Genomic DNA, 23,606 nt, shown 5'->3' on the forward strand with positions numbered 1-23,606 from the left:
GGTTAGACAGTTTTACAAGCGTTTGCAAAAGTCAGCGTCCGAGCGTCAGTAAACTGAGCAGATAAACTTATGATGTAAAAATGATCTAAATGATTACCGTAAGGATCTGACTGACGCAGGCGGCTTTATAATTTACAGATGTTTGTGTCTCCGGCCCAAAAGCGGGAGGCTAGGGTGCATAAGAAAGATGATAAGAACATTGCAATCTTTTGCACAATACGGATCGAGGTGGTTGTAATTTTACAGCGCACGTATTTGATTCGAGCTAACAAACCTCGAATGAGCCATGCTAGCCAAACGCTGATGTATTCAAAGGAAAAATAATTTATATTTCATTAGGTTATGCTTAACAAGCAGCGTTTATAGTTTTAATGATTTTATAGTCAGCGTAAGTGTGAAAACTATTAATAAAAAAGTTAAGATAATCTTCTTTGAAGATAGTCATTTATGTCGGAAACATGGAGGTAACGATGATAAGTGCGCGAAAGCTGGCTGATCAAATGGCAGAAGCTATTCACTTGGACAGCAACATGTTTCGGGGGTTTATACAGGGATTTATGAGCTTGCCCGTCGATTTTTATTACCTGGGCAATGATTTCTTCCATACTGATGATCGATATGTAAATTCTCTTGATAAAGAAAGACTTATACGATTAGTAAAGCATGGGATGGCGTCCAGGCATAATCTTGAAAAAGTTATTAAAATTTTTATGGATAATTTTTTTCAACACGTTGATTTCACTAAGATGAAAGAGATTTCCGCTAAGGGAGGCGGGAATTTTGTTGGCCGCATGACATTCAACCAATTGGCTACTGCCAACATGGGTTATCTTTTCTCTTCACGTTTAATTCCTCGTATTGCCTCCGGGCTAACTATCGGCAGTATCATGTCTCTAGGGGCTGCAATGTCGCGTGCGATTTACGTATCGAGAGATTTACAACGAAGAAACCCTTCAATCTATGACACCTTAAGGCGCATGGGTGATATGGATCTCCTTTATTTTTTAGTGGCTGATAAAACCAGACCCTTTGAAGACGCTGCACAGCTTTGGGTAACAGATAGAAAAAAATTTCACCAAACGTGCTGCTTTTTTTTTGAGAAAGTAAAAATATGAAAAATTTTCTGCTTGCTGCTATATCTCGCATTGTTCAAGGCATCGGTATCGGCATATGTGGTCTATCGCTCATCTATGTGGGTTGGTATTTGTTTTTTTCTCATAACGTATACAAATATTACCTTGCCGTAGCGAGTTTAATGGGGCTGGTTATTGGGTACTATATCTTTAAGTTTGCCGTGCGAAAAATATACGATGAAAGCCCTGGCGACTGGTGATTTTCGTGGCGGTAAAAACAAATTATGTAGCAGTAATGCGCTGGCATAGTTACGTTAAAAGTCGCTATGTATCATGAGATTATGATTGATAAGAAGCCTCAATAGCTTTTAAAATCCCTCGATCGCAAGGTCGTGCGGGTTTAAGTCCCGCCCGGGCACCATATTGAAACACCAATAAAATCAAGTAGTAGCAATGTCGTTTAAGCCGCCTCTTTGGGCGGTTTTTTGTTTTTAAAGTCCCACGTCCTAATATGTCTTCCTAATATATCAATCCTGTTTCTGACCTCCGACAACCAGCACAACCACGATCTTCCTGCTGTGACGTGCGGTTTGTTTCACGTTCTTATGCTCTGAAATTTCCTGTTTGGTATAAATGTTGCCATCGAGATGCGATATCCCTTTTGCTTGTAAGTCACGAAAAGTGAAATTGAAATCTGGTCCAGGAAAAGCAGCTTTTGCTTCTTGCCTGGCTTTAAGCCAGAGCTGTTAAAACCATCAGATAGCGCTACAGAAACGATATTGGCTATGAACTGATACACATTAGTGATTTTTCACATTTTTTATAAAAAAAAGTTCAAAAGATAGGTTCAAGGCTCACCATGTCATGGATGTTGAGCTAATCTATTAATTTTTTTTATGAAATGAGGCGCTCATGACTTGTTTATCTGTTGCTAAAACTATCTACATCAACAATGTGGACGATAAATACTTCAAGTACGAAATCATTCAGGACGAAGCTGGTGAGATTGTGTTTGCTGTCGCGTTTATCGAGGCCATTATTGAGCATGATGGGTTAAGCCTGCCTATGTGGACGAAGCTGGAAAACATTACCGTTGATCACCTGGTGCCCCCTAAAGATGCTGGGTTTCAGACTGAAGTAAGAGATCATCCTTATCCTGGGAAGTCTATGGGGACAGTGATCGACGTATGCAAAGAACATCGAAAAAGATACAAAAATTAAACCAGGGTTTAGACGTGAACTGCACCCCAACAGTTTGAAACGCGACTTAGTAAGGTGCAGTTTTATGAACAAGTATGTTCTCAGCGTTAAGGTTCAGGTCGTACAGCATTATCTTTCCGGGGTGGGAGGGCATAAGGTTACGGCAACGCGCTTTGGTATCGATCACAGAGCCGTTCGTAAATGGTCTGCTGCATGGAAATGTCGCGGTGGAAGGCTTAGTCAGGCTGTGCCGGAACGGAAACGGAAGACACTGGTGCGAGGCGTTAAGGATAAAGCCAGATGCATAAACGATAACGTTTAGCGTCAGCAGGAGTGAACCAGAAAAGCACCGCAGCCGTGATGCCAGGAATAAAATTAATTGTTCATTTAATGTGCTATGATGCACATCCGTTTCACAACTTAGGCACACATGGACGACTATGATGAACGGCCCTATGTCATCTTCACCGCTATCGGTAAAGCCGTACTAGAACTGCTTGATGTGCAAGATAATTTTTTTGATTTGGAACTTGCTGAAATACTTGAAGAGTGGATGGAAAAGGAAACTAATCCGCTTCAGGCTGAGGTCTACAGAATGGCAGCTGAATTTGTCAGAGCAGGCAAGGCAATAAATTAAAAAGGCCTGCGTTACACAGGCAGAAACTGTTACAAGGGAAAATCCAGCAGTCAGTCTCGACTGACTGTGCAAGCATACAGTGATCCTGTCTTTTAGATATAACTGAATGACTTTTGATCAGTAAAAGGCACGATGTGCATGCGGCAGGCATAAAAAAGCCCACTCGGATGTGGGCATAGCGAAACGGGCTATAAATATAAGGTACTATCAATTACATTTTGATTATCGGCAGGAACGTTGAAAGCTTAAGCCTCAGACCATAATAAAACGCGAGATGACGATGATTTTTACTATTTCCTATAATTTCAAGTGGTTTTGCTATGGATATGTGCCTCAAGTATCACCCTGAGTCCCTGAGTCCCTGAGTCCCGACATCCCCTCTTGACGCCATTTCTCTTTCTGTCTAAAAAAATCTGATTCTGATGTGTGTTTCAGTACACTCATCACGTTCGCATTGTGGAGCGTTACGCCGAGGTCTGTGGACCGGCCCTCAGCTGTTCCTGGCGTGCTAATCAGGTCGTGACAATTTTCTGCTAATAACGCAAATGCTTCAGTTGCAGTACAGCGGCAGGATCGCCTATCCATTCCCTGTTTTATTATTGGTGTTACGTTTTTCGATTGCCGTTGCGCGTTCACATCTCAGTCATCCAGGTTTCACTCCACGTTATGCTTATCGTTAAATCATCCAATGGAAACGAAAGTTGATCGGATCAACGCCTGACCTTACAACACCTGCCTGACATAATTTCTTCACCACGTAATGTAGCGCCGAAACCGGTTTAAAAAAGCCGCAAACAAACCCACTAGAAGAAGCGTGAGGTTGGTACTTTGCGTCATGCCTGCCAATCCCAGTGACGTGCTATCGATAGCCGGACGTATGTCCGTGGCAATCGCATAAGCCTGAATGCAGTATGAAATGGAGCGCAAGGTCCGTGTAATGCAGACCAAACAGTGCTCAGGCATTCACGTCAAATTAAACTGGAGTCACAACAATGAAATTCAAAACTCTCATCGCATTAAGTTTAGTATCACTGTCGTTTGGTAGTCAGGCTGCATCTTTTGTCGTAGATGCAAAAAACAACTGCTTTGATCCTGAAGCTGTTAACAGCAAAGTTCAAAGCGGTTCACCACTGAAATTCAATCTTGATGCGGGTACATATAACATTTACCTGACCTCAAACAGCGCCAATTGTGCTTCTGGCACGTCTTGTCAGATTGACCACGTAAACATGGCTGGTGGAATGAGCACGGCAAGGTGGGGTTCTTCGATCAGCAGCACTTCACAACAGATCAACGTGGCTGGAAGTAATTATTATCTCATCGCTTATATTGGCGATAACAACTGTGCGGATAATACAGGCAATGTGACCATTCAGGCGGATAAAATTCAGTAAAGAACAGATTTTCCTCCTTATGAGAGACTATCTTAAGACGCATTTTCGAATGCGTCTGCTAATCGTTTCTTTACAGGAGTTTTCCCTATTTATGATGAACGACATAAAATTCAGGTCAATCTCGTGCTGATTTTCAGATCAGAATAGGGGAGTGTGGGGGCTGCTTATCTTTACTTTTCACGAGCGAAGGTTTCTGTTTTCCAGGGTAAGATGCAGATATTGGGAATGATGCATTTATTGTGGCTTTCGATGCACTAACCTTATCATAAGTCGTTTTTACCAGTAAAAGATAAGGACAGGCCGTGCCCGGACATCAAGCAGAAATCGATTTCGGTTCAGACCACATCATAATAGAACGTCGCTACCGCGCCCTTGGCGCACTCAACGATCTTTTTATCGCTATCTGGTTTCTGACGGGGAGCATTCTTTTTTTCTTCGATTCGCTGATGACCGGCGGCACCTGGTTATTTGTGGTCGGCAGTCTTCAGTTGCTGTTACGTCCGGCGATAACCCTGGCGGAACTCGTCCACGTCAGGCGCGTTTATCGCTCACAGTCAGTAAATCAGGAATGATTTAAGGCCGTTTTCCTCAGCCTGATCACTTCTGTTCAGGTAAATCAGCCTGACCGAATGGTTGTACGCTGCGGTCAGGCTATGCGTGATTTAGAGATAAATTGTGTGATGGTTTGCTGCCGGATTACCAGGTGCGCGCTGGTGGCGGCGGCGTCTGTTGACCCGTGGTAGGCGGTGGTGGTGGTGGCGCTTCAGCTTGTCCGGGCGGCGGCGGCGCGAATGCCTGTCCTGGCGGTGCAGGAGGCGGTGGCGGAGGACGACGATCGTGCGGTGGTGGTGGCGGCGCAGCACAACCCGGACCTGGCAGCGGTGGCGCGCAGGCGGTGAGCGTGGATGTTACAAAAACAGCAGCGAAAAAGGTCAGACGACGATTCATGCTATTTCCCTTATGAAATTAACAGTAAGCTAATTGTAGACGACCGTTATTAAAATAGGGTGGCGGAGGATAAAAGCGAAGCGACGAAGCCCATTTGTTTGTTTTTTGAGATACTTCTCATCTCGCGACAGTGATCCGGTTTTTTACCACAACTCCCGCTAAGGTAGCGCATCAATAAAGAGGAGTGATGTTATGAATGGCATTTTGAAATTCGTCCGAGGCTGGCTGATTTTTTCGGTTCTGTGGGGCGTCTTCATGTGGTTTATGTCATGGCAGCAGCAGGGTAAAGAGATTGGGCTGGCGATTTTAATGAGTCTTTATGCCGGACTGCTTTATCAGGCGCTGATCACCATGGTTGCCCGCTACAGAGCACGGCGGCAGCAAGCCTGACCGTCGGCCTGCTGCCCGGAAGCAGCAGGCCAGGCACTTAGCCCAGATTGCCGGTTAAGCGCCGATGAAAGTCGCTGCTACGCATATCCAGGCCTTCAATTGTGACCTGGGTGCCATAGCGCTGGTAACGGTATTCGATACCGTCCAGTGCCGCCACGGTTGATGCATCCCAGATTTGTGCATGGGTTAAATCGATGGTGACAGATTGCGGGTCGTGCGCGTAATCAAAGTGCTCAAACAGGTCGTTGCTGCTGGCAAAAAACAGCGGTCCGCGCACGAAGTAGCGCACTGATTGGCCATCTTCGCTTAGCTGTCTTTCGGCATGGATTACATGCGCCACGCGGCGTGCAAATAACAGCATCGCAACGATAACGCCGGCCAGTACCCCGAGAGCCAAATTACCCGTCAACACCGTTATGCCGACCGTCAACACCATCACCAGGGTTTCCGACCAGGGCATCCGTTTCAGCGTCGCAGGTTGCAGGCTATGCCAGTTGACGGTTTTCACGGCGACGACCATCATGATTCCGGCCAGCACCACCATGGGAATTTTAGCCATAACATGGCTCAGACCGGTGACCAGAAGTAACAGGACCAGGCCTGCAGCCACCGTCGAAACCCGGCTGCGCGCTTTGCCTAATTCCACGTTAACGATCGTCTGCCCGATCATCGCACATCCCGCGATTCCGCCGTAAAAGCCAGCAAGAATATTACCTATGCCCAGTCCCCATGATTCACGGCGTTTGCTGGAAGGCGTGTCTGTGAGGTCATCAACTAACTTGGCCGTTAGCAGCGATTCCATCAGACCGACAAACGCAATACTCAGGGCGGTGGGCCAGATGATCTGCAGCGTGTGCAGATCGAGCGGTACGGCTAAGGTCGTGAAATCGGGCAGCCCGGCACTCATCGGGCCTTCATCTCCCACATCAGGTACGCGATAGCCCATCAACAGCGCCACGCCAGTTACGACAACAATGGCGACCAGAGGAGAAGGAACACTTTTAAGCACGCGTGGCAGTAGCAGCACAATCGCCAGAGTGACGGCGAAGAGCGCCCATACCAAGGGTGACTGGCCCCAGACATGAGGCACCTGGGCAAAGAAAATCAAAACCCCAAGGGCATTAACAAAACCTATCATCACGGAACGTGGGATGTAGCGCATCGCCCGGGACATGCCTGTCACACCAAACAGAATCTGAATCAGTCCGGCCATCACCACCGCAGGCAGGATATAGGCCACGCCATGTACATGTACCATCGGGCCAATCACCAGCGCCACCGATCCCGCTGCCGCGGTCACCATGGCAGGGCGGCCGCCAAGAATGGACAGCGTCAGGCAAAGCACCACCGAGGCGAACAGGCTGACTTTAGGATCGACACCCGCGATAACAGAAAACGAGATGACTTCCGGGATCAATGCCAGGGCGGTAATCACGCCAGCCAGACATTCTCGGGTAAGCAGTGCAGGCGAACGCAATACGCGCCTCACACTGATATCGTTTTCCACAACCGCAGCGGTGGCGACATCATTTTGTTGAATCATAATGTTGTGCAGGCTCTTTTATTTTCATCTTGCGCGAAAGGCAAGGCAGACTGGATATAATGAGGGGCAGATGTTACCGATCGATAAACGAAGAAGCCAGAGAAAGAGAAATGACTCCATCCATGGAGCAGGGATTATACCGTTAAGTCGTCAGGTGTTTTGTAGACCACCAGCTCCAGCAGGTGACGATAAACATCGAGTGAAACTTCGTCACGTTCCAGTTCAAGACGATGAATCAGTTTAGAAATAATCGCTTTGTTATTAACGGCCATCCCTGACTGCAGAATTTCTGCGACCACCATTCCAAGAATTTCCATATCACTGTCAGGCTTATGTGCCGCAACGGTAAAATATTCAGCAATCTCTTTATCAGTTTGGGGCAGTGTGTTTTGCATGTGTTAGCCTTTCAAATAGCCAGCTATCCGGGCGGACAGCAGGACAAACAGACCTAAAAGCCATCGCATAAAATACAATGGAACCCAACGCCGTAAACAGGTCCAGATGGTCAAAAAAGAAACCTCTGAGGGTGGAAATCCATTACACCTTCAGAGGCGACGCAGATGCATCATTCGTTACAGAGTCGTGATCACAACTCGTTGGCTGTAAAGTTATACAATGAAACTTTAATTGTACAAGTAAATTATTAGACAAAAAATGCTAACGCCTATTAATTAATAGGTTAGATAATTTTTTTGCAGGCAATGTGTACAACAAAATGTGTACAAACTAACAATTTCTTCACGAAAACAGCATTCCCCGACAGCGTTAACCAAACAGATTGAGTTTTGCCGTCAGCTTACGCACCTTTTTCTTGTCACCGACTACCGCAATACCCAGTAAACGCCATTCTGCCGCCGGCAGTGTCTTCATTGCGGCCGTGAACGCGCCGTAATCCGTGGTCGACTGGCCTTCTTCCGGGAATACCACAATGTCGCATTCCGCCTCTTCAGCCTGATGCCATAAGGCACTGAGCTGGTGTACATCTGCAGCCAGCACGGGAATACCTACGGGAATCAGACCGGGAAAGCGCCGCGTGTCGGCATCCTCAAGGGCTTCACCTGTCAGAGAAGGATGACGCTGGCCCACCGTCAGAGCGATGACGGCTGCGGCATTTGCCGCTTTACCTGTGGGTAGCGCGCTGTTCAATATCATTACACATCGTGATTCTGTCATGTTCTTCTCCTGAGACAAAAAGCCATTGTGGCAAGGCTCTTTTCAGGCGTCTGGAAGATTTGTGCACAGCTGCTGGTAACGGGCGGGAGTCAGTTGGCAGGCACGCTTAAACCAGCGGCCCAGATGACTTTGGTCGGCAAAACCCAGTTCGGCTGCAACCTGTGCAGGCGATTCACCGATAGCCAGCCGACGTCGTGCCTGGCTGAGCCGCCACTGTACTAACCAGGCGTGCGGCGGTAAGCCCCATTGCTGCTGAAACAGCCGGGAAAGACGAAAGCGATCAACGTTGAGGGCCTGTGCCAGCTGTGCAATCCCGGGATTGTCCGCGTGATAAGCGATCAACCAGTCGCGAGCCTGATGCGCCAGCGACAGAGCCGCATCCGTTTTCGCACCATGCCAGACAGGATAGTGACGAAGTTGCCGGAATAAACGGTCCAGCGCCGCATCTTTAATGAGTTGGGGATGATCGTGCCACAGCGCTTCAAACGCATGCCAGACTGCCCAGGAAAGTTGACCATCATCCTGCAGCGTGGTGGCAAAACGCAGTTCTCCGCAAGGCGGGCCATCAAGACTGGCGGGCGCAAGATGCTGATGCAGATGATGAGGTGACAGATACAGCATACGGTAGGTAAAGCCCTGCGCATCAATCGCATCGCCATCGTGAAGCTCTTCAGGTTCCAACATAAAGACAGTGCCGGGGCGACTTTGGTGACGTTGACGTCGTGAATGGAACTGCTGCACCCCTTGTTCCGTCACGCCAATTAAATAACTGTCATGCCAGTGAGGATCGTAGGCATGGCCGGTAAAATGCGCCCGTATGGATTCAATGCCGCTGTTCGGATCGCGACGTAAATCAACCCAGCAGTCTGATGAATCTTTCACACGCATTTTACTCCAGAGGACTTTTACGAGAGTATCAACCTGAACATTCTGCCGCGATTATCCATTATTTAACAGATTAGGCACTTTTCATTCGCAATTTGCTTTGCGTATAATAACTTATTCAACTAATTAGAACTCTAATCATTAGGTTGCTACTTAAATGTCATCTAACCGTACCTTTACGCATTTACTGCATCTTACCGCCCATGCCTGGCGCCTGGCCGTTGATCGTCACTTAAAAGACAGCGGATTAAGCACCAGCAGCTGGATGGCGATAGGATTGATCGCCAGCGAGCCTCAGCGGCTTACGCAAACTGAGCTGGCGCAGCGGATGGGGCTGGAGGATGCCAGCATGGTGCCGCTAATAGACCGCCTGGTGAAACAGGATCTGCTGATGCGCGTACAGCCCGTTGAAGATCGTCGCAAACGCCATCTGGTTCTGACTGAAAAGGGCAACGAAGCCTTTGTGAATGTCAAAACGCACGCCGATGCATTGCGTACTGAATTGCTGGCTGAGATCGATCCTCAGGAGCTGGTGATTGTTGAGCGCGTGTTAGAGACGCTTCTGACCCGAATGGGAACGATGTAATTATGGCCCGGCGCAATCCCTACGCTGCGCGTGAATGGTTGCCACATGAAAAACCCATGCTGCCGGGGTCACCTTCCACCCCGCTGCATTCAACGCCTAAACGCCTGGCATTTGGCTTAATCGGCCTGTTGATCTCCCTGACAGGTGCCTTAAGCAATGCGCTGGTCAGCGCCAATCTGACGAATCTGCAGGGCACCTTTGCGGCTTATTCGAATGAAATCGCCTGGCTACCGGCGGTGTATGTGATGGGGAATATCTCCATCAACCTGCTGCTGGTGAAATTTCGCCAGCAGTTCGGACTGCGGGTGTTTACCGAAGCTTTTCTGGTGCTTTACGTGCTGGTCGCCTTTTTCCATCTCTTTGCCAACGATCTCAGCTCGGCGATTATTGTGCGCACGGCACATGGCATGGTGGGGGCTGCTTTGAGTTCGCTGGGCATCTATTATCAGGTCCAGGCGTGGCCAGCGAAACATCGCCTGAAAGCGCTGGTCATCGGCCTGACCGTTTCTCAGTTAGCGATTCCGCTGGCCCGGCTCTTTTCCAGCGAATTGCTCCAGCTTGAAGAGTGGCGCGGGCTTTACCTGTTTGAGCTGGGCTTAGCCCTGATTGCCCTGGGCGCGGTGCTGGTGGTTAAGTTGCCGCCGGGCGATCGCATCAAGGCGTTCGAAAAGATGGATTTCGTCACCTTTATGCTGCTGGCTCCGGGCATGGCGCTGTTGTGCGGCGTGTTGTCGCTTGGCCGCATTGAATGGTGGTTTAGCACACCGTGGCTGGGGATATGCGCTGCGCTGGCATTAGTGCTGATCGTCTCCGCATTTGTGATTGAGCATAACCGCCGCAATCCCCTGATCAACACGCGCTGGCTCAGCAACGGGTCGATCGTGCGTTTAGGCATTGTGATGATCATGATTCGTATCGTGCTGGCGGAGCAGAATACCGGTGCGATAGGTTTTTTACAGCAGATGGGTCTACAGAATGATCAGATGCACGGCCTGGCCTTTGCCATCATCGCCGGTGTCATTGCCGGGATTGCAGCCAGTGCGCTGACCATTAAACCTACCCATCTTAACTGGCCGATTGTGGTGTCGCTCATCGTGATGATCATCGCCTCTCTGATGGATGCGCAGTCCAGTCCGGTCACTCGTGCCAATAACATGTACTTGAGTCAGTTTTTACTGGGATTTGGTAGCGCCTTTTTTATGGCCCCGGCGATGTTGATGGGGATCGGCAGCGTAGTGACCCAGCCTAAAAACCTGGTCAGTTTTGTGGTGCTGTTCGGCATGAGCCAAAACCTGGGCGGCTTAATCGGCTCGGCTATTCTGGGGACCTTTCAGACGTGGCGTGAAAAATATCACTCCAGCCTGCTCGGCGATCAATTGTCGTTACTGGACCCCAATGTCAGCGAACGGCTTAATCAATATGGTGCTTTGTTTAACAGTCAAATCAGCGACAGTGCGCTGCTGAGTGCGCAAAGCATCAGCCAGCTTCAGTCAGTCGCAACCTTACAGGCCAACGTGCTGGCCTATAACGACACCTATCTGCTGACGGCCGCGCTGGCGCTGATCACCCTGATGTGGGTGCTGTGGCGCTTAACCCGCCGGCGCTATCTCGACTGGCGACAGGCCACATTCAATCTGGCAGAGCAGCGTCAGCTTGCCGCCGCACAAGAACGAACGGAGCAATAATGAGTCAGCAGGATGAACTTCAGGCAGCAGAGCGCGACCGGGCAAATCGCCGTCGTATTCTCTCCATTGCCTTAGGCAGCGGTATTGTGGTGATTGGCGTGCTGGTGATTCTGTATGCCTGGCAGCTCTGGCCCTTCACCAGTTCCGTGCAGAGCACGGAAAACGCCTATGTCCGAGGGCAGGTCACGTTTATCAGCCCGCAGGTCAGCGGTTATCTGACGGCCGTGAATGTGGTTGACCTGCAGCCGGTAAAAAAAGGCCAGTTACTGATGACGATTGACGACCGTATTTATCGTCAGCGCCTGCACCAGGCCCAGGCCCAACTGGCAATGAAGCAGGCGGCGCTGAGTAATAATCAGCAGCAGCGTCTCAGCGCGCAGGCAACCATTCAAAGTAATAAAGCGGCGCTGGAAAACGCCAAAGCACAGGCGGTGAAAAGCGGCCTGGACCTTAAACGTGTCGAAAATCTGGCTGCTGACGGTTCGCTCTCGGTTCGCGAGCGCGATGCGGCGCGGGCGGCAAATGCACAGGGCCTGGCGCAGTTGCATCAGGCCGAAGCACAGGTTGCCGTCGCCCAGCAGAACTTACAAACGGTCATTGTTAACCGCGCCTCGCTGGAGGCGGATGTGGCCAGTGCAAACGCGGCGCTGGAACTGGCAGAGATCGATCTGGCTAACACGCGCATTACGTCACCTGATGAAGGACAGCTGGGGCAGTTATCGGTGCGTAAAGGTGCCTACGTGACGGCCGGGACGCGCCTGACGTCGGTGGTGCCGAACCATAAATGGATTATCGCCAATTACAAAGAAACCCAACTGGCCCATATTCGTGCCGGATTGCCGGTGACGATTCGTGTTGATGCGCTGGACGGTAAAACATTCCACGGTCACGTCGAATATCTCTCACCCGCAGCGGGATCAGAATTTAGCGCCATCTCGCCGGACAATGCGACCGGTAACTTCGTCAAAATCGCGCAGCGTATTCCGGTACGTATTGATGTCGCGCCGGAGGTTCAGCAGCAGCTTCGTCCCGGCATGTCGGTTGAAGTCAGTATTGATACGGCTGCAAGCACAGACGGAGAAAAAACGCCATGATGGGCTATCGCGTAGCCGCAGGCCTGCTGGCGATCGTCCTTGCGGGATGCAGTACCCAGGTCGACAAAGCCCCGGCATCTTTGCCGATTCCGCCACAATGGCGTGAGCAGGTTGGGCCTTCTGCGCCGCCGGAAGCGGCATGGTGGCAGGCGTTTGGCGAGCCAGACCTCAATCGGTTAGTGAGCCAGGCATTACGCAATAATCCAGACATATTGATTGCCCGCTCGCGGGTTGATCAATACCGGGCCCAGTTGCGTGCAGCCCAGGGGGACGACTTCCCGACGCTGAGCGGGGGCGTGGCTGCAACGCGTCAGCGTGCGCTGTCCGCGGCAACCGGTCAGCCTAATGACACCTCCGTTTTTCAGGGACAGCTGCAGGCCAGCTACAATGTGGATTTGTGGGGCGCACGCAGCCGTTCGATCGATGCGTCGCAGGCAACGCTGGAAGCACAACAGGCCGCCGCCTCGGCAGCCGAACTGACCATCGCCAGTTCCATTGCATCGGGTTATATGACGCTGTGCGCGCTTGATGAGCAGCTGCGCGTTACCGAGGACACACTGGCAACGCGGAGTCACTCGCTCAGGCTGGCGCAACGCCAGTTCGAAACGGGCTACACGTCACGGCTTGAGTGGATGCAGGCGTCATCAGAATATGAATCTGCCAAAGCCCAGGTGCCGCAGCTCCAGCACCAAATTGCGCAACAGGAAAATGCGCTCAGCATCCTGGTGGGCATGAACCCACGAGAAATCGCTCGCCAGCGCGAATTCACTGCCATTATGCCGCAGGTCATGCCGGGCGTGCTGCCTTCTGCCTTGCTAAATCGCCGTCCTGATATTGTGCAGGCGCAGCGTCAGCTACTGGCCGCCGATGCCACGCTGGCTTCTTCCAAAGCGAAGCTGCTGCCGGGGATTAACCTGACCGCATCCGGCACGCTGCAGAGTTCCGTGTTGCACCAGCTGGTGGACGATCCCTTCCGCCTGTGGAGTGTAGGGGGCAGTATTCTGGCGCCGTTACTGAATCGTGAAGCCTTGACCGCTCAGGTCGATGTTTCCATGGCCTCGCGGAATCAGGCCCTGTACAGCTATGAGAAAGTGGTGCGTAACGCGTTTTCCGAGGTGAATAATGCACTGGATGCGATCCGTCAGGGGGAAGCTCAGCAGGCGGCGCTGCAGAAGCAGGAACAGTTTGTTGCCGAGGCGCTGCGCATTGCGACCAACCGTTACCAAAACGGTTATGCCTCTTATCTGGATGAACTGGATGCACAACGTACCCTGTTTGCAACCCAGTTGAATCTGGTCACGGTCAAAAATAATCTGTTGCAGGCGCAAATTGAGCTGTATCGCGCATTGGGCGGCGGCTGGTCTGCCGAAAACGCGTCTTCGCGCGAGCCGGTGAAGCAGTGATTAGCGGTCAACGTTTTTTGGCCGTATCGTCTCCTCTGCGTAGGTTTGTAAAAGAACGGATTACTGAATAAGATTGCTCTACACTGTAACCCGCAAATGTAGCCTTGCGTCACGCGTTAACCAGGAAGAGCATGTTGTTACCCAGCCCACCAGAAGAGCACGATGAACCCGTGGTTCAGCCGCTTGCCGATGCTCACTTTGCGATTGTGGTGCTTGCGGTGACGTCGGTAACGCTGATCATTTTTGTTCTGATCGTCACGCTTTGGATGAGCTAGTGTTTATCAACCGGACCTGAAAGGAGTGAGGGATGGAATCGAGAGATGATAAACTGATTGCAATTATTGGCTTGCTGACGGCTTGCCTGATCGGTGTCACTTTCTTGTTTGTGGTGACGTGGCTAAACGACAGCCATCAGGCCCCACCGCTGGAAGGCGTTGACACGCAGACCTGCTATCCCAAACCCCCGTCGCGTCAGGTCTGATCGCGTTTACTGAATTTTATCTGCTGGCTCCGCAGCACCAGTGCCAGGTTCTCATGCACGGTGCGGTTGCCATTGGGATCGGCCAGGCCCAACAGTGAACCCGGCGAACGCCTGTCATCTGCCCATGACGGGTATTCCACCACCGGGTAAAGCGAAATCCCTTCCATAGCAATGCCCTGGTCCAGCGCGACGGCAACGTTTTCACTGACTTCCTGTAACCAGCTCGCGCGGGCTTCGCCTTCGTCACCGGTTTCGGCTATCAGCATCGGGCGTTGGTAACGCTGCCAGTACTGGGCCAGGAGAAGATGAAGCGGGGCGCGTACGGGATCGTCTTTATCCATCGGCTGATCGGGGAAGAACCAGTGGTTATCGGGATAGTAATTCAGCCCCAGAATATCCAGGCAATCTTCGCGCCCACCCAGTTCCTTATCAAGCCGACCGGCTAACATATCCCAGGCTTCAAACTGCGCCTGGTGCTGTGCATCAGCCCCGGGTTTGCTGTCTGGATTGTCAGGATGATGGGCAATTTGTACCAGTGGATCGGTAAGCACAAAACGGGCATCAGGGATCACTTCGCGAATAGCCTGGATGGCGGCCAGGGATGCGCGAACCAGTTGCCGCTTCAGTTCTTTACCGCGCTGGCTGGCATGCGGATTAAACCAGGCAACGTCTGCGCCTGCCCATGACCAGAATGAGATCTGGTTAATGGGGGTGAAAAAAGGCTGCTGGATACCCTGATCGAGAATCACCCTTGCCATTTCCCGGGCATAACGTTCGAAGTGGTCGACAAAGCCCGCTTTCCAGATATTAATGTGGTCGGGATAGCCAAAGTGGGCCAGTTCCCAGATAACCTGTAACTGATTATCCCGAGCCGCTTCGACCATGGGCAGAAAGCTACTCCAGTCATACTGGTTGGGTGTTTTTTCAATCAGGTGCCAGCGTGCGCCGTCCCGCGCGGTTAACACACGCAGGTCGACCAGCGCGGCATAGTCTTTCCTGAGCAGCATATCGTGCCCACTGCTGATCACCATATCCAGCCGTTTGCCCGGTGTACGGCAGGCGGTGGAACAGGGGAAGCTGCCCTGAAAAAAACTCTGGAACAGGCGGGGATGATGGCGTAATCGGTCGTCAGTTAAGGGCGGGTTACTCATATTCCTCTCCTGCCAGACAAATCTCAGTCACAGATCGTTCGACTAAGTCTAGACTAAAAAACGCTGCCATCAGCATGTCTGATGTGCAACCGACGCTGGCATACGCTGTCGCGCGGAGGAATAATAATAAATGACAGGATGATTTAGGGAATATCCATGACCGAAGCGTTTGAACTGCCCCAGAGCCCATCACAGCAGAGCTGGCTTGAACAACGGCTTGTTCCACTTTGTCAGCAGCATCCGGGGTTGAGCGGTATTCATCCGCTCAGCGACGGACTCGATGCTTTTGCCGCCCGTTTCCTGCTGATGGAGAAAGCCGCGAAGACGCTGGATATACAATACTATATCTGGCAAAACGATATGTCTGGCAGGCTGCTGTTTAGCGCCATGCTGGAGGCCGCGAATCGCGGTGTCACCGTGCGGTTGTTGCTGGACGATAACAATACGCCGGGGCTGGACGATACCCTGGCCCAGCTTAATCATCATCCCAATATCACCGTCCGACTGTTCAATCCGTTCTCCTTTCGTACCTTACGTGCCCTGGGTTATCTCACTGACTTTGCTCGCCTTAACCGGCGTATGCATAACAAAAGCTTCACAGCAGATGGCGTCACCACGGTCGTGGGAGGACGCAATATTGGCGACGAATATTTTGGTACAGGCAATGAGCCGCTTTTTGCCGATCTTGACGTGCTGGCTATCGGTTCAGTGGTTAACGAGGTGGCAGACGACTTTGAACGGTACTGGAACAGTAAACCGGTTTCGCCGCTGAACGAGGTACTGGAACAGCAGGCCATGGAGCATCCTGATGTGGTGCTGCCACCGGAATGGCGAGACAGCGAGGCAGTACAGCATTATCTTGACCGGCTGGATCACTCTTCGCTGATTAACCAACTGACGCAGGACACCTTACCCTTTGTCTGGGCAAAGACGCGATTGTTAAGCGATGATCCACGCAAAGGGCTAGGGAAAGCCCGCCGTAGGTCACTCCTGCCACAGCGTATGCTGGAAGTGATCGGCACGCCCCAGCGTCAGTTTGACATTATTTCCGCTTACTTTGTGCCAACCCGCGCCGGCGTTGCCCAGTTGCTGGCCTTAAAGCGCAAAGGTGTGAAGATTGCTATTTTAACCAACTCGCTGGCGGCAAACGACGTATCCATTGTGCATGCGGGCTATGCGAAATGGCGGAAAAAGCTGCTGCGGCACGGTATCTCGCTGTTCGAGTTAAAACCTCAGGCCGGGCTGAACGACGCGCCGCACGATCGCGGCTTAACCGGTAACTCCGGTTCAAGCCTGCATGCGAAGACGTTCTCGGTAGATGAAAAGATACTGTTTATCGGGTCGTTTAACTTCGATCCGCGCTCCGCAGTGCTCAATACCGAAATGGGGCTGGTGATCGAAAGTGAAAAGCTGGCCGCCGACACGCACCAGCGGTTTAGCGACTCAATGCGCGATCGCGCCTGGACCTTACAACTGGATAAGTGGGGCAGGGTGAACTGGCTGGAGTATCCAGGCGAGGCGCAGCAGGTGATTCACAAGCATGAACCGGGCTGCTCATGGTGGCAGCGTTTACAAGTTCGACTCGTGTGGCGCTTACCTATCGAGTGGCTGCTCTAAAATAAGGCGATCGTCAGCGATCGCCTTATTTTGTTATCGCTTCTATGGTTTACCGGAAAACAGAAAGCGCAGTACAGGAACACGCAGGTGCAACTCATACAACGTAAATGAGACACCAAACACCATGACCAGGCCCAGCAGAAAGCCCAGCGTATTATTATGCAGCACTGGCGTAACGTAGATCCCGTATAACAGCGTCAGGGGATGGTGCACCAGGTAAATAAACAGCGAGGCGTTCACCAGGTACATGATGCGTGGAGAATGCGAGTTAAGCAGTTTATGCCCCAGGCTGTAACAGACGTTCAGCATACACAGGCCCATCATGCTGCTGATTAACGCGTCCAGCTCATACAACCAGCCCTCACCGCTGCTCGTCCGCTGGTTGACGATATAAGCCACCAGCAGCAGCACAGCGCCGATAAACAGCACCGGATTCACTCGCACAAACAGCTGTTTTAATGCCTGATGTTTCCAACTGAGCGCACCCAACATGAAAAAGGGCAGGTAAAACAGGGTCTGCATCACGACAAAATTAAACAGTGCGTCGCTTAACAGCGCAGGGTGAGTGTAAAACACAATACGACGAAAGCCGCCCCAGAGAAGACACCAGACCACCAGGCCGAGCGCCAGCTTACTCCATCCCACTTGCTGATAATCAATGTTACGCTTCTGATCGCGCAGCCAGCGGAAGGTTATCATCCCCAATGTGGTAAGAATCAACAGCACCAGTAAAAACCACAGGTGCGAGATCAGCTCCCACATCAGGTTGTTGAATTTGTCGTACAGGGGAAGCGTGCCCCAGTCCGCGTACTTTGTTGTCCATGCCTTAAGCATAAAAAACTGCGGAAGCGTGATGAGTGGCACAGCTGTCAGCATCGGGATGCCAACCCGCTCTAAACGCACTTTCAGAAAGCGCTGAGGCTGATAGCGCAGATAGAGCATGTAAGAAAAGTAGCCGGAGATGACAAAAAAGACCTGCATGCGGAACGCATGAATAAAATCATTGAGGGTGGTGAGCCAGAGCGAGGCTTCGCTGCTGTTAACGGCCCACTTCTGTGACGAATAGATCAGGGAAACGTGAAACGGCACGCCCAATAACATTAAACAGGCCCGAATGGAGTCGAGAAAATATTCACGCTCAGTTTTTATTGTACTCATAAAGTTCCAGTTCGTTAGTACGTTTTAGCCGGTTTCGCCCTGAAACCGTATTATGTCGGAAGGAAATTCTAGCTGCAGATAACAGAGTTTACTATCAGTTGAATCTCAGTTGAGCCCGTAACGTTTAATTGTCCTAAAATCACCCCCTGAGTAGCGGATTATCGGGAACATTGTTGCGCATAAGCTGTCGGAAAGCCGAATTATCCATTAAGATAAGCGGGTTTGTATTAAGCACACGAAAGGGGGGGATGTGCTGACTAAAGTAAAAAATAATGTTGGGCTGACGAAAATGCGCTGGATTGGCGCGGCAGTCCTGCTGGCTTTGTATGCCAACAACAGTTGGGCGTTTAACTTTGATGATGTGGCTAAACAAGCCAAAGATCTGTCTGGAAAAAGCTTCGAAGCGCCAAAAAGTAATTTACCCTCTCAATTTCGTGATATGAAATTTGCTGACTACCAGCAGATTCAGTTCAACCACGATAAAGCGTATTGGGGCAAACTGCGTACGCCGTTCAAACTCGAATTCTATCATCAGGGGATGTACTTCGATCTGCCGGTGAAAATTAACGAGATCACCGCCAATACGGTACGTGAAATCAAATACAGTCCTGATTATTTCAACTTCGGCAATGTGAAACACGATGCCGATGCGGTTAAAAACCTTGGCTTTGCCGGTTTCAAAGTCCTGTATCCGTTGAACAGTAAGAACAAGAAAGATGACGAAATCGCCAGCTTCCTCGGCGCCAGCTATTTCCGCGTGATTGGTGCAGGCCAGGTCTATGGTCTGTCTGCCCGTGGTCTGGCAATCGATACTGCGCTGCCCTCAGGCGAAGAGTTCCCGCGTTTTAAAGAGTTCTGGATTGAGCGTCCAAAACCGCAGGACAAGCAGCTGGTGATCTATGCGCTGCTGGATTCGCCACGCGCAACCGGTGCTTACCGCTTTACGATTCACCCGGGCCAGGAGTCCACGGTGGATGTGCAGACCAAAGTCTATTTACGCGACAGCGTCGGTAAACTGGGCATTGCACCGTTAACCAGTATGTTCCTGTTTGGCCGCAACCAGCCATCGCCAGTGTCTAATTTCCGCCCTGAACTGCATGATTCAGACGGTCTGTCGATTCACAGCGGCAACGGTGAGTGGATCTGGCGTCCGCTGAATAACCCACGCCATCTGGCCGTGAGCACCTATACGATTGAAAATCCTAAAGGCTTCGGGCTGTTACAGCGCGGCCGTGATTTCAATAACTATCAGGATCTGGATGACCGTTACGACCTGCGCCCGAGCGGCTGGGTTGAGCCACTCGGTGACTGGGGCAAAGGGCGCGTTGAGCTGGTGGAGATTCCAACCGCCGACGAGACGAACGATAACATCGTGGCTTTCTGGACACCGGAAAACCTGCCAGAACCGGGCAAAGCGATGGATTTCAACTATCGTCTGCACTTTGGCCGTAATGAAAACAAACTGCATTCTGACGATGTTGCCTGGGTGAAAGATACTCTGCGTTCAGCCGGCGACGTGAAGCAGTCAAATTTAGTCCGTCAACCGGATGGCACCGTGGCCTTCACCATCGATTTCGTTGGGAAAGACATGAGTGAAATGCCTGCCGACAGCCAGGTTGCACCGCAGGTCAGCGTAGGTAAAAACGGTGAAGTGGTGGAACAAAGCGTTCGCTACAATCCGGTGACCAAAGGCTGGCGTCTGGTACTGCGTCTGCGTGTTAAAGATAACAAGCAGGCCACGGAGATGCGCGCAGCGCTGGTGAGCGGTGACAAAACATTGACGGAAACCTGGAGCTATCAGTTACCTGCCAATGAATAATCTGACTTTTACACCTCAACGTTATGTAGAAGCCCTGCCGCTGGATGCGGCAGGAAAAATGCGTCTGGCTGCGTCATTACAAAACGCGCAGACGTTTCACCAGTTACACGAATCGCTGGGCCGGGATGTGGCTGCCAGCGATCGTCCTGACGATGCACCCTTAAAGTCGGTATCGTCACGCGTGGAAATGGCCTGGTCCGATTCTCTCGCTGACGGCCAGCAGTTGGGCAAGGATTATCTTGATCGCACCACGCTTAAGGCGATGCCGAAAGTGAAGCGTTCATTGATGTTCCCCGAAGCCTGGCGAACAAATCCGCTGGCACGTGCCTGGGACTCATTACGTGGCCATAAGTCTGTGCCCCGTTATGCGACGGTCGAAGAGCAGCGCGCCGAAGAAAAGTGGCGTCACGTTGGCTCCATTCGCCGCTATATCCTGTTGATCCTCACCATCATGCAGACCGTGGTCGCCACCTGGTATATGAAAACCATTTTGCCTTACCAGGGCTGGACGTTGCTGGACCCCATGGACATGATCAACCAGAACTGGCAGCAGTCTGTCATGCAGATCCTGCCTTATGTGTTGCAGACCGGGATTTTGTTCCTGTTTGCGATTCTGTTCTGTTGGGTGTCGGCGGGCTTCTGGACGGCATTGATGGGCTTTCTGCAGCTGCTGATTGGCCGGGATAAATACAGTATTTCTTACTCTACCGTCGGGGATGAACCGCTTAATCCTGAGCACCGTACCGCACTGATCATGCCGATCTGTAACGAAGACGTGGGACGCGTTTTCGCCGGTTTACGGGCGACCTGGGAATCCGTGGTACGCACGGGTAATGCTGAGCATTTTGATGTTTACATCCTGAGCGACAGCTATGATGCCGACATCGCCATTGCTGAGCAGAAAGCCTGGATGGAACTGGTCCGTGACGTCGGTGGCGCAGGCAAGATTTTCTACCGTCGTCGTCGTCGTCGTGTGAAGCGTAAAAGCGGCAACATTGATGACTTCTGCCGCCGCTGGGGCAGCAACTACAGCTATATGGTGGTGCTGGATGCCGATAGTGTCATGAGCGGGGAATGTCTGACGGGGCTGGTGCGCATGATGGATGCGAATCCTAATGCCGGTATCATTCAGTCATCGCCAAAAGCGTCGGGCATGGACACGCTGTATGCGCGTTGCCAGCAGTTTGCTACCCGGGTTTATGGGCCGTTATTTACCGCCGGTCTGCACTTCTGGCAGTTGGGTGAGTCGCACTACTGGGGCCATAACGCCATCATCCGTGTGAAACCCTTTATCGAGCACTGCGCGCTGGCACCGTTGCCTGGCGAAGGTTCGTTTGCCGGCTCCATCCTGTCGCATGACTTCGTTGAAGCGGCCTTGATGCGCCGTGCCGGTTGGGGCGTCTGGATCGCCTATGATTTGCCGGGCTCCTATGAGGAGCTTCCGCCAAACCTGCTGGACGAGCTTAAACGTGACCGCCGCTGGTGTCATGGTAACCTGATGAACTTCCGCCTGTTCCTGGTGAAAGGAATGCATCCGGTTCACCGTGCCGTCTTCCTGACGGGCGTGATGTCCTATCTGTCAGCACCGTTGTGGTTTCTGTTCCTGGCACTGTCCACCGCGCTTCAGGTGGTACATACGCTGATGGAGCCGACCTACTTCCTGCAGCCAAGACAGCTGTTCCCGGTGTGGCCGCAGTGGCGTCCTGAACTGGCGATAGCCCTGTTCTCAACCACGCTGGTACTGTTGTTCCTGCCGAAACTGCTGAGCGTCGTGCTGATCTGGTGCAAAGGGGCGAAACCTTACGGTGGTGCACTGCGTCTGTTCGTGTCTCTGCTGCTGGAAATGCTGTTCTCGGTACTGCTGGCGCCGGTACGTATGCTGTTCCACACCGTTTTTGTGGTCAGCGCGTTCCTGGGCTGGGAAGTGGTGTGGAACTCGCCACAGCGTGACGATGATGCAACGCCATGGAGCGAAGCCTTTAAGCGCCACGGTTCACAAATGGCGTTAGGTATCGTCTGGGCCGCCGGCATGGGCTGGTTGGATCTCAACTTCCTGTGGTGGCTGGCACCTATCGTGTTCTCGCTTATTCTGTCACCTTTTGTATCGGTGATGTCGAGCCGCTCAGGCCTTGGCATTAAGAGTAAGAACGCGAAGCTGTTCCTGATACCGGAGGAGTACGATCCGCCGAAGGAGCTGTTAGACACAGACCGCTATGTGGAGCTGAACCGTCAACGTGCGCTGAAAAATGGCTTTATGCATGCGCTGTTCCATCCGGCGTTTAACGCCCTGGCGACGGCACTGGCCACCTCACGTCATAAGCAGAGTCAGTTGCTGGATTATGCGCGCGATCGCCGGGTTGATCAGGCATTGAGTGATGCACCGGAAAAACTGAGTCGGGAGCAGCGTCTGCAGCTGATCAGCGATCCGGTGGTGCTGGCTCGTGTGCATACTCGCTTGTGGGAAAACGGTGAGAAGTATCATCAGTGGGTAGAGAGTTATCAAAAACTCCCTCTCAACCCCGATGCGCTACCGCATCAGGCGTAATACTTAAAAAGCGGCAGAGATGCCGCTTTTTTTATGCCTGTCGTCAGGTTACAGACAGCAACATTATTTTGCACTTTTACCGAAATGGGATGGCAACCCAGCCTCACTCGTGATTAAAATAGCGGCTGTTTAATCTGGGTCACAACTGTGAATAAATTCGCTAAATTAACCGCGTTATCCCTGGCTGTTGTCACCCTGAGCGGCTGCGGCAGTATTATCAGCCGTACCGTGCCCGGACAGGGACACGGTAATCAGTTTTATTCTGGCGTAAAGTGGGATATCCGGGATGGCGCATGGCGGGTGATCACGATTCTCGACCTGCCGCTGTCGCTGGTGGTCGATACTTTACTGATACCGGTGGATGCCAGCCACGGACCTTATGAGTAACTGCGGTCAGAGTCGCTGTTGTCGTCTTCCCATTCCTGTGCAGCGGCTTTACCTTCCTCGCTGTCCAGCGGGGGCTCAAGCTGGAACTCACCGTCATCCCATTCATGCAGTGTATTCTCCGCTAACCACTCCTGACGCAGTTCAATTTCATCGAAATCGCCGTCGAAAATAGCCTGAGCGGCTTCACCACTGCGCACCGGTAAACACTCGCCAGAATCCCCTTCATCTTCAAAAAACTCTGCCTGCCACATGATGTCGCCATCCTGCATCACATATTTTTGCAGGCCAAACTGGTTGATTGAGGCATCGTCTTGCTCAATATCCGGATGACTGACGAGAAATTCTTCACGTGCAGCCTCAATCGCTTCTTCCAGTGTAGTGAACATACTCATGCTTCTCTCCTTGCCTGATTAACGTGATTTCAGTGAAGAATAGAC

Annotated in this window: 25 protein-coding genes and 1 pseudogene; 18 read left to right on the forward strand and 8 right to left on the reverse strand. The window is 51.6% G+C overall.

The features are described 5' to 3' along the window. Positions 1–500 precede the first annotated feature (500 nt). The 7 genes and pseudogenes from CMR03_RS18760 (at position 501) to CMR03_RS18795 (ending at position 4,876) form a co-directional block, all read left to right on the forward strand. On the forward strand, positions 501–1,115 hold the full coding sequence (locus tag CMR03_RS18760) for a hypothetical protein (RefSeq protein ID WP_082875231.1): 615 nt from the start codon (positions 501–503) through the stop codon (positions 1,113–1,115). Then, a complete protein-coding gene (locus tag CMR03_RS18765) occupies positions 1,112–1,333 on the forward strand; it encodes a hypothetical protein (protein ID WP_063879013.1) in 222 nt (73 codons plus the stop codon). The genes CMR03_RS18760 and CMR03_RS18765 overlap by 4 nt, the downstream gene beginning before the upstream one ends. Before the next feature lie 652 nt (positions 1,334–1,985). Continuing rightward, positions 1,986–2,294: a hypothetical protein gene (locus tag CMR03_RS18775; protein ID WP_096012310.1), complete on the forward strand. Its 309-nt coding sequence runs from the start codon at positions 1,986–1,988 to the stop codon at positions 2,292–2,294. 64 nt (positions 2,295–2,358) lie between these two features. Further along, positions 2,359–2,502: pseudogene (locus CMR03_RS25930) on the forward strand (IS3 family transposase); the annotation flags it as partial. A 201-nt stretch (positions 2,503–2,703) separates the two neighbouring features. Beyond that, complete coding sequence (locus CMR03_RS18785) at positions 2,704–2,910, forward strand: hypothetical protein (RefSeq protein WP_063879015.1); 207 nt, start codon at positions 2,704–2,706, stop codon at positions 2,908–2,910. Positions 2,911–3,902: 992 nt separating this feature from the next. Further along, entirely contained in the window at positions 3,903–4,304 is a 402-nt protein-coding gene (locus CMR03_RS18790) for a hypothetical protein (RefSeq protein WP_096012312.1), read from the forward strand. A gap of 302 nt (positions 4,305–4,606) precedes the next feature. After that, positions 4,607–4,876: a YrhK family protein gene (locus CMR03_RS18795; protein WP_063879017.1), complete on the forward strand. Its 270-nt coding sequence runs from the start codon at positions 4,607–4,609 to the stop codon at positions 4,874–4,876. A 124-nt stretch (positions 4,877–5,000) separates the two neighbouring features. Here CMR03_RS18795 and CMR03_RS25075 read toward each other — a convergent pair whose 3' ends face one another. Continuing rightward, positions 5,001–5,252 (reverse strand): hypothetical protein, encoded by a 252-nt coding sequence (locus tag CMR03_RS25075; RefSeq protein WP_128604200.1) that lies wholly within the window; start codon positions 5,250–5,252, stop codon positions 5,001–5,003. A gap of 192 nt (positions 5,253–5,444) precedes the next feature. Between CMR03_RS25075 and CMR03_RS18805 the strand changes: the two genes are divergently transcribed. Further along, entirely contained in the window at positions 5,445–5,642 is a 198-nt protein-coding gene (locus CMR03_RS18805; protein ID WP_063879018.1) for a DUF6404 family protein, read from the forward strand. 37 nt (positions 5,643–5,679) lie between these two features. Here CMR03_RS18805 and CMR03_RS18810 read toward each other — a convergent pair whose 3' ends face one another. The 4 genes from CMR03_RS18810 to CMR03_RS18825 all read right to left on the reverse strand — a co-directional run bounded on the left by CMR03_RS18810 (position 5,680) and on the right by CMR03_RS18825 (position 9,246). Continuing rightward, positions 5,680–7,185 carry a SulP family inorganic anion transporter gene (locus tag CMR03_RS18810; RefSeq protein WP_063879019.1) on the reverse strand — a complete coding sequence of 502 codons (1,506 nt, stop codon included), beginning with the start codon at positions 7,183–7,185 and terminating at the stop codon, positions 5,680–5,682. Positions 7,186–7,319: 134 nt separating this feature from the next. Next, positions 7,320–7,580 (reverse strand): biofilm/acid-resistance regulator YmgB/AriR, encoded by a 261-nt coding sequence (locus tag CMR03_RS18815; RefSeq protein ID WP_063879020.1) that lies wholly within the window; start codon positions 7,578–7,580, stop codon positions 7,320–7,322. 370 nt (positions 7,581–7,950) lie between these two features. Further along, positions 7,951–8,358, reverse strand: a complete 408-nt coding sequence (locus CMR03_RS18820) for a DUF2000 domain-containing protein (protein ID WP_164484303.1) — start codon at positions 8,356–8,358, stop codon at positions 7,951–7,953. A gap of 42 nt (positions 8,359–8,400) precedes the next feature. Next, the gene (locus CMR03_RS18825) at positions 8,401–9,246 is read right to left on the reverse strand and encodes an AraC family transcriptional regulator (protein WP_096012314.1); all 846 of its coding nucleotides are present in this window, start codon (positions 9,244–9,246) and stop codon (positions 8,401–8,403) included. Positions 9,247–9,400: 154 nt separating this feature from the next. On the opposite strand from CMR03_RS18825, the gene CMR03_RS18830 reads away from it, so the two are divergent. The 6 genes from CMR03_RS18830 (at position 9,401) to CMR03_RS25290 (ending at position 14,492) form a co-directional block, all read left to right on the forward strand. Beyond that, a complete protein-coding gene (locus tag CMR03_RS18830; protein ID WP_096012315.1) occupies positions 9,401–9,829 on the forward strand; it encodes a MarR family winged helix-turn-helix transcriptional regulator in 429 nt (142 codons plus the stop codon). A 2-nt stretch (positions 9,830–9,831) separates the two neighbouring features. Next, complete coding sequence (locus CMR03_RS18835) at positions 9,832–11,514, forward strand: MFS transporter (RefSeq protein WP_096012316.1); 1,683 nt, start codon at positions 9,832–9,834, stop codon at positions 11,512–11,514. Beyond that, the gene (locus tag CMR03_RS18840) at positions 11,514–12,608 is read left to right on the forward strand and encodes an HlyD family secretion protein (RefSeq protein ID WP_096012317.1); all 1,095 of its coding nucleotides are present in this window, start codon (positions 11,514–11,516) and stop codon (positions 12,606–12,608) included. The genes CMR03_RS18835 and CMR03_RS18840 overlap by 1 nt, the downstream gene beginning before the upstream one ends. Continuing rightward, the gene (locus CMR03_RS18845) at positions 12,605–14,011 is read left to right on the forward strand and encodes an efflux transporter outer membrane subunit (protein ID WP_096012318.1); all 1,407 of its coding nucleotides are present in this window, start codon (positions 12,605–12,607) and stop codon (positions 14,009–14,011) included. Before CMR03_RS18840 ends, CMR03_RS18845 begins: the two co-directional genes overlap by 4 nt. Positions 14,012–14,142: 131 nt before the next feature. Further along, on the forward strand, positions 14,143–14,286 hold the full coding sequence (locus CMR03_RS25285) for a hypothetical protein (RefSeq protein ID WP_014606152.1): 144 nt from the start codon (positions 14,143–14,145) through the stop codon (positions 14,284–14,286). A gap of 32 nt (positions 14,287–14,318) precedes the next feature. After that, complete coding sequence (locus tag CMR03_RS25290; protein WP_164484302.1) at positions 14,319–14,492, forward strand: hypothetical protein; 174 nt, start codon at positions 14,319–14,321, stop codon at positions 14,490–14,492. Here the strand turns inward: CMR03_RS25290 and CMR03_RS18850 are convergent. After that, positions 14,483–15,643 (reverse strand): glycoside hydrolase family 1 protein, encoded by a 1,161-nt coding sequence (locus CMR03_RS18850; protein ID WP_096012319.1) that lies wholly within the window; start codon positions 15,641–15,643, stop codon positions 14,483–14,485. The two genes, CMR03_RS25290 and CMR03_RS18850, sit on opposite strands and share 10 nt — an antisense overlap. 156 nt (positions 15,644–15,799) lie before the next feature. On the opposite strand from CMR03_RS18850, the gene CMR03_RS18855 reads away from it, so the two are divergent. Further along, complete coding sequence (locus tag CMR03_RS18855) at positions 15,800–17,260, forward strand: phospholipase D family protein (RefSeq protein ID WP_096012320.1); 1,461 nt, start codon at positions 15,800–15,802, stop codon at positions 17,258–17,260. Positions 17,261–17,302: 42 nt separating this feature from the next. Here the strand turns inward: CMR03_RS18855 and mdoC are convergent, their stop codons facing one another. Next, the gene (gene mdoC / locus CMR03_RS18860; RefSeq protein ID WP_096012321.1) at positions 17,303–18,418 is read right to left on the reverse strand and encodes a glucans biosynthesis protein MdoC; all 1,116 of its coding nucleotides are present in this window, start codon (positions 18,416–18,418) and stop codon (positions 17,303–17,305) included. Between the two features lie 280 nt (positions 18,419–18,698). On the opposite strand from mdoC, the gene CMR03_RS18865 reads away from it, so the two are divergent. The 3 genes from CMR03_RS18865 to CMR03_RS18875 all read left to right on the forward strand — a co-directional run bounded on the left by CMR03_RS18865 (position 18,699) and on the right by CMR03_RS18875 (position 23,169). Further along, positions 18,699–20,237 (forward strand): glucan biosynthesis protein G, encoded by a 1,539-nt coding sequence (locus CMR03_RS18865; RefSeq protein ID WP_172823920.1) that lies wholly within the window; start codon positions 18,699–18,701, stop codon positions 20,235–20,237. Beyond that, entirely contained in the window at positions 20,230–22,782 is a 2,553-nt protein-coding gene (gene mdoH / locus CMR03_RS18870) for a glucans biosynthesis glucosyltransferase MdoH (RefSeq protein ID WP_063879030.1), read from the forward strand. Before CMR03_RS18865 ends, mdoH begins: the two co-directional genes overlap by 8 nt. Before the next feature lie 147 nt (positions 22,783–22,929). Continuing rightward, entirely contained in the window at positions 22,930–23,169 is a 240-nt protein-coding gene (locus tag CMR03_RS18875; RefSeq protein WP_063879031.1) for a YceK/YidQ family lipoprotein, read from the forward strand. On the opposite strand, the gene CMR03_RS18880 is transcribed toward CMR03_RS18875, so the two are convergent. Beyond that, on the reverse strand, positions 23,160–23,561 hold the full coding sequence (locus CMR03_RS18880) for a MysB family protein (RefSeq protein ID WP_063879032.1): 402 nt from the start codon (positions 23,559–23,561) through the stop codon (positions 23,160–23,162). The two genes, CMR03_RS18875 and CMR03_RS18880, sit on opposite strands and share 10 nt — an antisense overlap. Positions 23,562–23,606: the final 45 nt, after the last annotated feature.

It is taken from the genome of Pantoea allii (assembly GCF_002307475.1).
Classification (GTDB): domain Bacteria; phylum Pseudomonadota; class Gammaproteobacteria; order Enterobacterales; family Enterobacteriaceae; genus Pantoea; species Pantoea allii.